Here is a 12,128-nt window from a genome sequence, read left to right on the forward strand (position 1 = left end):
CATGAGCCTAACCGGCCATGAGCTGCGTCAACGAACCGGACCGGTCCGGATGGCCGGTCCGGCGTTCTTGCGCGCGGGCGCCGGGTGTGCTCAGACCGGCGGCCACGGGATCGCCGGCCACTCCCCGTCCGGTTCGGGGTGGACGCCGGAGACGAGCAGCGCGTCGACCCGCGCGCGCGTGGCCCCGATCTCGGCGGGGGTGATCAGCGGGGCGAGCCGGGCGGCCAGTTCGCCGCCGTCGGCGAGGCTCTTCTTCAGCCCCTTGAGAACATCGACGGCTTCCTCGGTCAGGGGCTCGCCGGCCCACCCCCACAGCAGGGTGCGCAGCTTGTTCTCGACGTTGAAGGTGACCCCGTGGTCGATGCCGTACAGCCGCCCGGCGGAGGTGGGCAGCAGGTGGCCGCCCTTGCGGTCGGCGTTGTTGATCACGGCGTCGAGGACGGCGAGCCGGCGCAGCCGCTCGTCGTCGGCGTGCACGAGCAACGCGGTGCGGCCCTCGCCGACCTCGGCGAACCCGATCGCCTTCCAGCCGGGTTCCGGCTCCTGGCCGTCCACCAGAGCGAGCAGCTCCGCCTCGGCGTCCACGTCGATCCACAGCTGGCACATGCCCTCGCCGTACGGGCCCTCGCGCAGCACGGTGGGGGGCACGAGCCCCCAGCCGGTGGCCGCGGAGACCTCGTAGGAGGCGACCTCGCGCCCGGCCAGGTTGCCGTCGGGGAAGTCCCACAGGGGGCGCTCCCCGGCCACCGGCTTGTAGACGCAGCCGGCCTCCCGGCCGTCGAGCGCGACCGAGCAGAACAGCGCCGCGTTGGACGCCTCCCGGATCCGGCCGCGTACGGTCAGTTCACCGTGCGCGAGGAGCTCGGCAGCGGCCGCTCCGCCTCCCGCGTCGGCGGCCGTCACGCTCCGCGGCGGTATCCGTTCTGGCGCGGGCATACGTGTCCTTCCGGATCGAGCGGGAGGCTGCACAGCGGACACGGCGGCCGCCCGGCGTTGACGACGTCGAGAGCGCGCTTGGCGAAGGCCCGGGCCTGCGCGCCGGTCAGCCGGACCCGCAGCATCGGAGGCCCGTTCTCCTCGTCCTGGAGCAGCCGCTCCTCGGCCTCGGCGAGGTCCTCCTCCGTCTCGGCGTCCAGCTCCACCAGAGCCTGCGCCTCGACGATCATGCGCTGCTCCTCGCCGTCCCAGGCGAGGGCCATGGTGCCGACGCGGAACTCCTCCTCGACGGGGGTGTCCAGCGGGCGGGTGTCGGAGATCTCGGTGGGGGCGACGGCCGGGACGGCGGCGTTGCCGCCGCTGCGCCGTACGACCTCGTCGAGCAGTTCGTCCATGCGCTCGGCGAGCGCGGCGACCTGGGTCTTCTCCAGAGCCACGCTGGTCACCCGGGGGCCCGCGACGGCCTGGAGGAAGAACGTACGGCGTCCGGGCAGTCCGACGGTGCCCGCGACGAAGCGGTCCGGCGGATCGTAGAGGAACACCTGACGGGACACGTCCTGTCTCCATGGGATTCGAGAGGTTCGGCAGAGCGGGGCACTGGTGAACGCGACTGAGTGGATCGCTTCACCCTACTGCGGCCGTCGATCACGGTGCGCCCGCACCGCCCCCGACCGGTGCGTCGTCCTCCGGGGAGGTCTCGCGCGGGGCGAGGGAGGCGAGGTCCCCGGTGTCGCCGAGGCGGACGAGGTAGGGCCTGAGGCGGGTGTAGCGGATCGCGGTGACGGAGCACGGTTCGACGGAGATCCGCTGGAAGAGGTCGAGGTGCAGGCCCAGCGCGTCGGCCACCAGGGACTTGATGATGTCGCCGTGCGAGCACATGAGGTAGACGGCGTCGGGGCCGTGGTCGCGCTCCACGCGCGCGTTCCACTCGCGTACGGCCTCGGCGGCGCGGGTCTGCATGGCCCGCATGGACTCACCGCCGGGGAAGGCGGCGGCCGACGGGTGGGCCTGCACGACCTCCATCAGCGGTTCGTCCTTCAGCTCGGCGAGCTTGCGGCCGGACCAGTCGCCGTAGTGGCACTCCCCGATCCGTTCGTCGGTGTGGACGCGCAGTCCGGGCCGGGCGTCGAGCAGCGGCTGGACGGTCTCCTGGCAGCGCTGGAGGGGGCTGACGACGGCCTCGGAGATCGGCAGCGCGGCCAGCCGTCCGGGCAGGGCCGCGGCCTGTGCGGTGCCGCGCTCGTCGAGGGCGACGCCGGGCGTCCAGCCGGCGAGCAGTCCCGCGGTGTTGGCGGTGGAGCGTCCGTGCCGGACGAGGATCAGGGTGGGCATGCGGCCCAGGGTAGACGGGCACCCGCCGGCCCGGGCTCGGCGGCGGCTTTCCTGTGGTCCCAGCCGTCGTCCCGCTGCCCAGGGGTCTGCTGCCGACCTTGCCCGGGGTCTGCCGCCGACCCGTTGCCGGCCTCTTGTTGACCCTTTTTGACCCCTTGTCGGCCTCTTGTGGGCCCCTTGCGGGGCCCCCTCTGCGGCCGGTTTCGCAGGCGCGCGTGCGTACGGGGGCGGACGGCGGGAGAATGCACCCCGTGATCTTCGACTGTGCCATCTACCGCGAGGGGCATCGGAGCGGGACCTCCGAAGACCCCGCCAAAGCCCTGGCGGAGGCCCGCGCCTCGGACGACGCGTTCGTGTGGATCGCGCTGCACGACCCGGCGCCGGATGAGTTCGACCACGTCAGAAAGGTGTTCGGGCTGCATCCGCTGGCGGTGGAGGACGCGTTGAAGGCCCACCAGCGGCCGAAGCTGGAGGTGTACGACGACTCGCTGTTCATGGTGATCAAGCCGGTCTTCTACGAGCACGTGAGCGACACCGTCTCCACCGGCGAGGTGATGGTCTTCCTCGGCGACTCGTTCGTGGTCACCGTCCGGCACGGCGAGGCCTCGCCCCTGCCGGAGGTACGGCGCCGGCTGGAGGCGGACCCGGAGCGGCTGCGGCACGGGCCGACGGCGGTGCTCCACACGGTCGCCGACGCCACGGTCGACGCCTACCTGGAGGTGGCGACCGAACTGGGGACGGACCTGGAGGAGCTGGAGGCGGAGGTCTTCTCCCCGAGCGACGCCGGCTCGCGGAACACCGCGTCGCGGATCTACATGTTCAAGCGGCAGGTGCTGGAGTTCCGCAGGGCCACGGTGCCGCTGACGGTGCCGCTGACCAGGCTCGCGGGCGGGACCGGCGGGCCGGCGGTGCCGTTCGTGGACGAGGGGGCGCGGCCGTTCTTCCGTGACGTCAACGACCACCTGACCCGCGTGAACGAGACGGTGGAGAACCTGGACCGGCTGGTCTCCGACATCCTCTCCGCGCATCTCGCGCAGATGGGCGTACGGCAGAACGACGACATGCGCCGCATCTCCGCCTGGGCCGCGCTGGCCGCGGTCCCCACGCTGCTGGCGGGGATCTACGGCATGAACTTCACCCACATGCCCGAACTGCGCTTCTACTGGAGCTATCCGGTGGTGCTGGGCGTGATGATCGTCCTGGACGTCCTGCTGTACCGGGGCTTCAGGCGGCGCGGCTGGCTGTAGGTCAGGCGAACTCGGCCGCCGCGGGGGCGGGACCGCCGAGCGCGTCGCGCCGCTCGGGCATCGTCAGGGAGACCATCCGGCGCCAGCCGACCAGCCGCTCGTAGGCGTAGAGGGCGTGGATGCCGGCGGCGAGCACCGCCGCCTTGGCCCTCGGCCAGCCGAGGATGCGCCCCATGTGGGACATGACGGCGAGGCTGACGTCGCGGTAGACGCGGATCTCGGTGAGCGCGCACTCGCGCAGCACGCGCTGGATGGAGGGGCCGTGGCCGGCCCGGGCGAGGCGGAGGAGTTCCTCGTGGCAGTAGGCCAGGTGGTTGTCCTCGTCATGGGCGATCATCCGCACCGCGCGCCCGACGTCCGGGTGGTCGCCGAAGTTCCTGCGCAGCAGTTCCATCTGCTCGGACGCCCGCTGTTCGGTGACTCTGCTGTGGGCCAGGTAGGTGATGACGTCGTGCGCGGTCAGCGGCTGGTCGGCCGTCAGCTTCTCGTGCGCGAGTCCGATGCCGTGCCGTTCCAGGAGCATCGTGTAGTCGGTCTCGGGCGGGACGTCGACGGGCCGCAGACCGCGCTTGCGCATCAGGGCGTTGAAGATCCGCCCGTGCTTGTCCTCGTCGGCGCCGTGGCGGGCGATCTTGGGGGCGAGCGCGTGTGCGCTCCGCGGCACGAGTACGGCGATGCGCCCGTTCTCCCAGCCTCCCTGGGACTCACCGCTGGCGGCGATGGAGCAGAAGAGCTGGAAGGACGCGTCGTTGTCGAGGATCTCCTGGAACAGACTCTTGGCCGAAAGCATCGTGCCCACCTCTCTGCAGAATTCCGCAAAGAACAGTTCAATTGTGGGCAGAGGGGAGCCGCAACAGCAGTGCGGGCCGACTCGGCCGAAAGGAGGAGCGCCGGAGTCGTAACCGGCCGGGCGCCTGGCGCGTTGTTCCGCGTGACGGCCGTGGCGGGGAAGACCCCCGAGCCCCCACCACGGCCGCAGAAACTTTTCGGCGGTGCCGTTCCCCTCCCGCCGGCGCGCTACGCGAGTCCGGCGCGCTCCAGGGCCTCGCTGCCGGCCCGCAGGGAGGCGAGGCGCTCGTCGAGGGTGAAGCCGGCGGGGGCGAGGCTGAGCGTGGTGACACCGGCGGCCGCGTAGGCCTTCATGCGGTCGGCGATGCGGTCGACGGAACCGAGCAGGGTGGTCTTGTCGATGAGGTCGTGCGGGACGGCCGCCGCGGCGCCCTGCTTGTCGCCGGAGAGGTACTTCTCCTGGATCTCGGCGGCCTCCTTCTCGTACCCCATGCGCCCGGCGAGCTGGTTGTAGAAGTTCTGCTTGCGGCTGCCCATGCCGCCGACGTACAGGGCGGTGTAGGGGCGGAAGGTGTCGGCGAGGCGGCTCACGTCCTTGTCCTCGCCGAGGGCGAGCGGGACGGTCGGGCAGATGTCGAACCCGTCGAGGGTCTTGCCGGCCTTCTCGCGCCCCGCGCGCAGGTACCTGACCGCCGTGTCCTCCAGGTGCTCGGCGGAGGGGAAGATGAGCAGCGCGCCGTCGGCGATCTCGCCGGTCTGCTCCAGGTTCTTCGGGCCGATGGCGGCGATGTAGAGCGGGATGTGCTCGCGCTCCGGGTGCACGGTCAGCTTGATCGGCTTGCCCGGGCCGCCGGGCAGCGGCAGCGTCCAGTGCTCGCCCTCGTACGACAGCCGCTCGCGGCTCATCGCCTTGCGCACGATCTCCACGTACTCGCGGGTGCGCGCCAGCGGCTTGTCGAACTTGACGCCGTACCAGCCCTCGGAGACCTGCGGGCCGGAGACGCCGAGGCCGAGCCGGAAGCGGCCCTTGGACAGCGAGTCCAGGGTCGCGGCGGTCATCGCGGTCATCGCCGGCTGCCGGGCCGGGATCTGGAAGATGGCCGAGCCGACGTCGATGCGCTCGGTCTGCGCGGCGACCCAGGCGAGCACCGTGGCCCCGTCGGAGCCGTAGGCCTCGGCGGCCCAGCACACGGCATAGCCCAGCCGGTCGGCCTCCTGTGCCACGGCCAGATTGTCCGCGTCCATCCCGGCACCCCAGTAGCCGAGGTTGATCCCGAGCTGCATGGCCGATTCCCCTTACCGGTGAGTAACGTCCTTGTGCCGGAGACATTAGCGCGGCGAAGGCCGTACCGGCAGGGGCATCCGCCCTCGAAACCCGCTTCCACAAGCCAGTTCCGTTGTCCACAGGCAACACACGGCAGCAGCTCTGGCCAGTAATCTCGCGGACATGGAGCAGAGGCATCTCGGCCGTACCGGCCTGCGTGTGTCCCGGATCGGGCTCGGCACCCTCACCTGGGGCCGGGACACCGTCGAGCATGACGCCGCGGACATGCTGAAGGCGTTCTGGGAAGCCGGCGGCAATCTCATCGACACCGCGGACGTGTACGGCGACGGCGAGGCCGAATACCTGCTCGGGCGGCTCATGGACGGGCTCGTGCCGCGCCGGGACCTGGTGATCTCCACCAAGGCGGGCAGCGTCCCCGACCCCGACCGCCGCTTCGACGGCTCCCGGGGGCATCTGCTCGCCGCTCTCGACGCCTCCCTCACCCGCCTCGGCACGGACCACGTCGACGTGTGGCACGTCCACGCCTACGACCCGGACACTCCGCTGGAGGAGACGCTCCAGGCCCTGGACCTCGCGGTGAGCAGCGGCCGCGCCCGCTACGCGGGGGTCTCCAACTTCTGCGGCTGGCAGCTCGCCAAGGCCGCCACCTGGCAGCTCGCGGCGCCGGGCACCCGCACCCGCCTCGCCAGTACGCAGCTGGAGTACTCGCTGCTCCAGCGCGGCATCGAGCGCGAGGTGCTGCCCGCCGCGCTGGACCTCGGCATCGGCCTGCTGCCCTCCTCCCCGCTGGGCCGCGGGGTGCTCACCGGCAAGTACCGGCACACCGTTCCCCCGGATTCGCGCGCTGCCTCCGAGCACCTGTCGCTGTTCGTGGAGCCCTACCTGGACGACACCGCGAGCCGCATCGTCGACGCGGTGACGACGGCCGCCGACGGCCTCGCGGTCACCCCGCTCCAGGTGGCCCTCGCCTGGGTCCGCGACCGGCCCGGCGTCACCGCGCCCATCGTCGGCGCACGCAACGCCCAGCAGCTCACCGCGGCATTGTCAGTGGAGGCCCTTAGTCTTCCTGGGGAGATCTGCCGGGCGCTCGACGACGTGTCTGCGCCCGTGCATCGCTATCCCGATCACGACTGGAGCACGCTGTGAGCACGGAGCCGGAGACCACGGAGAAGGCCGGGCCGGGGACACCGGAAACCTCGGGGACCCCGCATGACGCGGGGCCGGAGACGGCGGCCGAGGACAGCGGCACGGGGGCGCACGGAGGGGTCGAGGAATCCGGGGCGACCGCCGCGGGATCTGCGGACGGCGCCCACGACGGCGACAGCGGCGACGGCACAGCGGCGGACGCCCGGAGCGCCGACGACGCGGGGGACGTGAGCGACGCGGCGGCTGACGACGCGACGGCGGGCGACGCCCCTGACGCCGGTGACGGCACGACGGACGGCGAGGCCGAACAGGACGCCGGGAGTCCTGAGAACGCCGCGGACGCCGAGAGCGCTGAGAGTGCCGAGAGCGCCGGTGGCGAAGGGGGCGAAGGTGGGGCTCAGCTGTCCGAGGCCGAGGCCGAGCTGGCCGCGCAGCGGCTCGAGCGGGAGCGGATCGAGCGGCGGAAGGCGGAGAAGAAGGAGCCGATCGCGAGCGGTACCAAGCTGAGCGGCACCGCGGCCGATCTGCTTGCCGCGATCCGGGCGGTGGAGAGCGGTGAGAAGCCGGTCGCCACGGCCTTCGCCGAGCCCGCTCCGGTCCCGCGCCGCCCCGCCCCGGAGCCCGCGCGCCGGCCGCAGCCGGTGCCGTCCTCCGCCGCATCCGTCGCTTCCGTCGCACCCACCGGCCCGGCCCCGGAGGCCGTCGAGGCGGTACGGCGCGTCCTCACCGAGGGCGGCGCTCCCGACGCCCTGGCACCGCAGGTGGCCACCGCGCTCGGCGAGGGTGCCGACGCCGTGCTCCGGGAGGACCCCTGGCAGCTGCTGCGGATCGCGGGCGTGCGGCCGGACCAGGCCGACGGGTTCGCGCGGGCGCTGCTCGGCGCGGCCTGCGGCCCGGACGACGAGCGGCGGGGCCGCGCCCTGACCGTCTGGCTGCTGGAGCAGGCCGCACTGGCCGGGCACACGGCCCTGGAACTTCCGGCCCTCACCGCCGCCCTCGCCCAGCGGGCCGTGCCGGACCCGGACGCGGCCGCGCAGAGCGCGATCGACGAGGGCGACGCGCTGGTCTTCCAGGACGCCCTGGACGAACCCGGCGTCCCGGCCCCGCGACAGGACGCCGCACACGACGACCGCGGCGCACACGGCCGGGCCGGGGAGGACGACGCGGACGGAGCCGACGACGAGCCGGAGCGGCCGGTCCGGGTGCTGATCGGTCTGGAGCGGTACGCACTCGCCGAGGAGAGCCTCGCCGACGGCCTGGCCCGCCTGGTCAACTCCGTCTCCGAGGAGGCCGCCGAGTCCTGGGAGGCGACCGCGGCCGGAGCCACCGGCGGGGCGGCCGAGCTGGCGCGTGCGGTCGCCGGGCACGGCCTGGTGCTGCACACCGGCGGCGAGGCGGCCCGCGCCGAACCGGCCGCGCTGCTCGCGGCCGCCCGCGCGGCGGGCCTGCGTGCCTTCGCCGCCTGCCACGCGCCGGACGGGTGCCGTCGCCTGGCCCCGCTGCCGGGTGACGCCGGGGATTCGCCTTCCGCCGGCACGGTCGCCGGTCTTCTCTCCGGCACGGAGGGCCCCGGCCGGGACGCGGACGGCGCACTGGCCCTCGACCTGCTGGTCGTGCTGGACGCGCCGCAACTCGACGTGGAGAGCGCGGCGATGCTGGTGGAGTCGCTGCCCGACGGGGCGCGGCTGGTGCTCAGCGGCGATCCGGCGGTGCTGTGGTCGGCCGGGCCCGGCAGCGTCTTCGCCGACCTGCTCGCGGCCCGCGCCTGCCCGCAGATCGCCTCCCGCACCCCTGATCCCGGCCCGCTCGGCGAGCTGGTGTCCGGCATCGGCGCCGGTGAGCTGAACCAGGTCGGGGCGCCGGGCAAGGAGATCGTCATCGTGCCGGTGCGGGACGCGGGCGAGGCGGTGCACCGGACCGCGCAGCTGGTCGCGGACTCGGTGCCGCGCGCGATCGGTGTCCCGGCCGAGCAGACGGTGGTGATCACCCCGGGCCACGGCGGCGCCGCCGGCACCCGCGCCCTCAACACCGCGCTGAAGGAGCGCCTCAACCCGGGCCCCGGCCGCTTCGGCGGCTTCGACCCCGGCGACCGGATCGCCTACTCCCCCGCGCCGGGCCGTACGCTGCCGGGCCGGGTCGTGAAGGCCGACACCGACGGGCTGCACCTGGAGTGCGGGGGCGCCCCCGTCGTCGTACCCCGGGAGCGGGTGGAGGGGTGTGTCCGGCACGGCTGGGCGCTGACCGCGCACCAGGCGGCGGGCGGGCGCTGGCCGGCCGTCGTGGTGGTGCTGCCCGGCGACGCCGCGCAGATGCTCAGCAGACCGTGGGTGTACACCGCGTTCGGCCGGGCCGAGCGGCACCTCTCGGTGGTGCACGGCGTGGAACAGGCGCTGCCGAAGGCGGTGGCGGAGAAGCCCGCCAAGCCGCGTACGACGCGGTTGCGGACGTTGCTGCGCACGCAGGTGCCGGCGGCGGGCTGACACCGGTTCCGGCCGGCTCCCGTCCTCTCCGCCGACGGACCGACGGGAGTCGGCGGTGCGGCGGTGCGGCGGTGCCTTACCGGCCCGAAGCCGTACGGCACCGCCGTCCGTGTCACCTCACCGGCCGGCGTCCGACGGTGCCGGGCCGTCGCCCTCGTCCAGGTCGAGGTCGTCGTGTTCGGCCTCGTCGGTGTCGTCGTCCTCGTCGAAGACCGCGCTGACGTCGAACCGGCACACCACCCGCTGCGGGTCGACCTGCTCGAACGGCGCCGCCAGCCACTCGCCGGGATCGGCAGGCTCGTCGTCGGCGGTGACCCAGAGCGTGGAGTCGCCCTCCTCCAGCCCGAACTCCTTGTGCCGGGAGGCGATCTCGTCCGGTTCGAACTCGCCGAACAGGATGCCCAGCGCGCCCGGGACCGTGTTCGCGACGTCCTCGTCCGCGCCGATGGCCTCCTCGAGCTCCGCCGCCTCGACCCGCTGGGCCTGCGCGAGCAGCCGCTGGGGCTCCGCCACCGCGTAGTCGCGCCGGATCAGCACGCTGATCGCGTGCGGTTCGTCGGGGCCCTCGTACGGAGGCAGCGAGTCGTCCGCGCCGGGGATCTCGAAGGGGGTGACCTCGTCGTAGCGGTCGTAGAGCAGCTCGTCGTACACCTCGGCGGCCGCGGCCAGCTCGTTGAACGCCTCGTAGACGGCCGGGTCGTCATCTCCCGACCTGCGTTCGACAGCCGCCAGGTGGCGGTCGAGCGCGGTCTTGATCGCCTCGGCGGCGGCGCGTACCTCGGCAGCGGTGGGCTGCGCAGCATCAGACATAGTGCAGACGCTATCCGTACCGGGCACCAGCCCGCACAATAGATGCGATGCCGGAATACGAATTTGTCGACGTGTACGTGCCTCGCGGGGTGTCCCGCAACGAGGCGACACGCCTGCTGACGGACCATGCCGAGTACGGACACTGGGAGTTGGACCGACTGAGCCTGCTCCGCGACGGCAGCCGCAGGGTGCGGTTGCGCCGACGGATCATCCGCCAGGTGCGAGCCACGTGGTGAAGCTGCGCGCGTGAACGGAGGGGCCCCGCCCGGTCGGCGGGGCCCCTCCGTTTTCCGGCTGCCGAGGCTACGGCCGCTTCGGGCCGTCGCTCCGGCGGCGGCGCCGCCGGAGTGACCCAGGCGCTAACCGCGGACGCGGGCCTTGCGGTACAGCACCGCACCGGCCAGCAACGCGCCCGCTCCCGCGGGCAACGCGAGGCCCAGCGGCAGGTCACCCCCGGTGTGGGCGAGCTGAGCGCCGCTCGGGGCCGAGACGGACGCGCCACCCGGCCTCACGACCTGCTGGGAGCCGTGCGGGGTGTGCCCGCCCGTGGCGGGCGGGGTGACCGGCGTGCCGGGAGTGCCCGGGGTACTGGGAGTGCCGGGCGTGCCGGGCGTGCCTGGAGTACCGGGCTGGCCTGGAGTACCGGGCTGGCCCGGGGTGCCGGGGTTACCGGGCTGGCCCGGAGTCCCAGGCGTACCGGGGTTACCAGGATTCCCCGGAGTCCCAGGGTTACCCGGATGACCCGGGTGGCCGGGATGACCCGGGTGGCCAGGATGACCCGGGTGGCCAGGGTAGCCGGGCTCCCCCGGGTGACCAGGGTGACCGGGATGACCAGGGTGACCCGGACGCCCGGGCTCCCCCGGATGACCGGGGTGGCCAGGGTGACCGGGCTCCCCCGGGTGACCAGGGTGACCGGGATGGCCGGGATGACCAGGCTCCCCCGGACACTCCGGATGCCCAGGATTACCGGGGTGGCCCGGATGCCCGGGGTGACCGGGATGCCCAGGCGTCCCAGGGTTACCCGGATGCCCAGGCGTCCCAGGATTCCCTGGGTGGCCGGGATGACCGGGATGACCGGGATGCCCAGGGTTACCCGGATGGCCGGGATGACCGGGGTGCCCTGGCGTCCCCGGATTCCCCGGATGCCCGGGGTGACCCGGGTGCCCCGGCGTCCCCGGATTCCCCGAAGCACCCCCGTTCGCGCACCCGTTGCCCCTGGTGGCGTTGCCGAGGCCGATGATGTTCACGCTGTTGCCGCACAGGTTCACCGGGACGTCGATCGGCACCTGGACGGTGTTGCCGGAGCCGACACCGGGCGAACCCGAGGTGTGACCGCCGGCGTGCGCGCCCCCGGAGCCGCCGGAACTCCCGGTGCCGCCGTGCGCGCCGCGGCCACTGGTGTCGGCGCACGCGTTGCCCGCCGCCGGGTTGAGAAGGCCGACGACGTTCACTGTGTTGCCGCAGACGTTGACCGGCGCGTGCACCGGCACCTGCGCCGTGTTCCCGGACAGCACGCCCGGTGAACCGGTGGCGGAGCCGGCCGCACCGGCGGCGGCGTAGGCCTGGCCGCCGACGGCGGCGATCACGCCGGTCGCGGCCGCCACGGTCATCAGACCCTTACGTGTGCTCTGTCGCATACTGCGTTCCCCCCTGCTTCCCCTGCCTTCGATGGTGAAAGGCCGGTCGGCCCCGGAGCGCATGGCGGGCGCACCGGGGCCGACGGCTCACGAAAAAGACGCCCTCGCGGGGAGAAGCCCCCGCGGGGAACCGGCGTCAGTCGTTGACGCAGGTGTTACCGAAGGCGGGGTTCAGGAGCCCGATCACGTCGACCGTGTTGCCGCAGACGTTCACCGGGATGTGCACCGGGATCTGGATGACATTGCCGGACACGACGCCCGGGGAGTTCACGGCGGCACCCTGGGCACCCGAGTCGGCGACGGCCAGACCCGCGCCGGCGAGAACCAGACCACCGGTGGCAACCGCGGCAGCGACGACCTTCTTGATCATTCTTCCTCCTCGTTGACAAAGCGACCCCAAGGTGCGGGATCGCATCACCTGTAACGAGGAAGGAGTAATGGAGCTACGAGCTTATGGTCGCATTCA

11 protein-coding genes and 1 pseudogene are annotated in these 12,128 nt (G+C 73.1%); 4 read left to right on the forward strand and 8 right to left on the reverse strand.

What is annotated here, in order from left to right:
- Positions 1-90 precede the first annotated feature (90 nt).
- The 3 genes from OIB37_RS08150 to OIB37_RS08160 form a co-directional block, all read right to left on the reverse strand.
- Positions 91-936 carry an SCO1664 family protein gene (locus OIB37_RS08150; RefSeq protein ID WP_330456855.1) on the reverse strand — a complete coding sequence of 282 codons (846 nt, stop codon included), beginning with the start codon at positions 934-936 and terminating at the stop codon, positions 91-93.
- Positions 900-1,490 carry a DUF3090 domain-containing protein gene (locus OIB37_RS08155; RefSeq protein ID WP_330456856.1) on the reverse strand — a complete coding sequence of 197 codons (591 nt, stop codon included), beginning with the start codon at positions 1,488-1,490 and terminating at the stop codon, positions 900-902. Before OIB37_RS08155 ends, OIB37_RS08150 begins: the two co-directional genes overlap by 37 nt.
- Before the next feature lie 91 nt (positions 1,491-1,581).
- Positions 1,582-2,268, reverse strand: coding sequence for a histidine phosphatase family protein (locus tag OIB37_RS08160; protein ID WP_330456857.1), 687 nt, complete (start codon positions 2,266-2,268; stop codon positions 1,582-1,584).
- A gap of 251 nt (positions 2,269-2,519) precedes the next feature.
- Between OIB37_RS08160 and corA the strand changes: the two genes are divergently transcribed.
- Positions 2,520-3,515, forward strand: a complete 996-nt coding sequence (gene corA / locus OIB37_RS08165) for a magnesium/cobalt transporter CorA (protein WP_330456858.1) — start codon at positions 2,520-2,522, stop codon at positions 3,513-3,515.
- Position 3,516: 1 nt separating this feature from the next.
- Here the strand turns inward: corA and OIB37_RS08170 are convergent, their stop codons facing one another.
- Positions 3,517-4,305 (reverse strand): ferritin-like domain-containing protein, encoded by a 789-nt coding sequence (locus OIB37_RS08170; RefSeq protein WP_330456859.1) that lies wholly within the window; start codon positions 4,303-4,305, stop codon positions 3,517-3,519.
- Between the two features lie 227 nt (positions 4,306-4,532).
- Entirely contained in the window at positions 4,533-5,588 is a 1,056-nt protein-coding gene (locus OIB37_RS08175) for an LLM class F420-dependent oxidoreductase (protein ID WP_330456860.1), read from the reverse strand.
- A 163-nt stretch (positions 5,589-5,751) separates the two neighbouring features.
- Here OIB37_RS08175 and OIB37_RS08180 point away from each other — a divergent pair, with 163 nt between their 5' ends.
- The gene (locus OIB37_RS08180) at positions 5,752-6,735 is read left to right on the forward strand and encodes an aldo/keto reductase (RefSeq protein ID WP_330456861.1); all 984 of its coding nucleotides are present in this window, start codon (positions 5,752-5,754) and stop codon (positions 6,733-6,735) included.
- Complete coding sequence (locus OIB37_RS08185) at positions 6,732-9,215, forward strand: helix-hairpin-helix domain-containing protein (RefSeq protein WP_330456862.1); 2,484 nt, start codon at positions 6,732-6,734, stop codon at positions 9,213-9,215. The genes OIB37_RS08180 and OIB37_RS08185 overlap by 4 nt, the downstream gene beginning before the upstream one ends.
- Positions 9,216-9,332: 117 nt before the next feature.
- On the opposite strand, the gene OIB37_RS08190 is transcribed toward OIB37_RS08185, so the two are convergent.
- On the reverse strand, positions 9,333-10,025 hold the full coding sequence (locus OIB37_RS08190) for a hypothetical protein (protein ID WP_330456863.1): 693 nt from the start codon (positions 10,023-10,025) through the stop codon (positions 9,333-9,335).
- 47 nt (positions 10,026-10,072) lie between these two features.
- On the opposite strand from OIB37_RS08190, the gene OIB37_RS08195 reads away from it, so the two are divergent.
- Positions 10,073-10,261 (forward strand): DUF5703 family protein, encoded by a 189-nt coding sequence (locus tag OIB37_RS08195; RefSeq protein ID WP_319166212.1) that lies wholly within the window; start codon positions 10,073-10,075, stop codon positions 10,259-10,261.
- 648 nt (positions 10,262-10,909) lie between these two features.
- Here the strand turns inward: OIB37_RS08195 and OIB37_RS36270 are convergent.
- A pseudogene (locus OIB37_RS36270) lies at positions 10,910-11,662 on the reverse strand (chaplin); the annotation flags it as partial.
- Between the two features lie 136 nt (positions 11,663-11,798).
- Complete coding sequence (locus OIB37_RS08205) at positions 11,799-12,032, reverse strand: chaplin (RefSeq protein ID WP_330456865.1); 234 nt, start codon at positions 12,030-12,032, stop codon at positions 11,799-11,801.
- Positions 12,033-12,128: the final 96 nt, after the last annotated feature.

Source organism: Streptomyces sp. NBC_00820 (genome assembly GCF_036347055.1).
Lineage (GTDB): Bacteria > Actinomycetota > Actinomycetes > Streptomycetales > Streptomycetaceae > Streptomyces.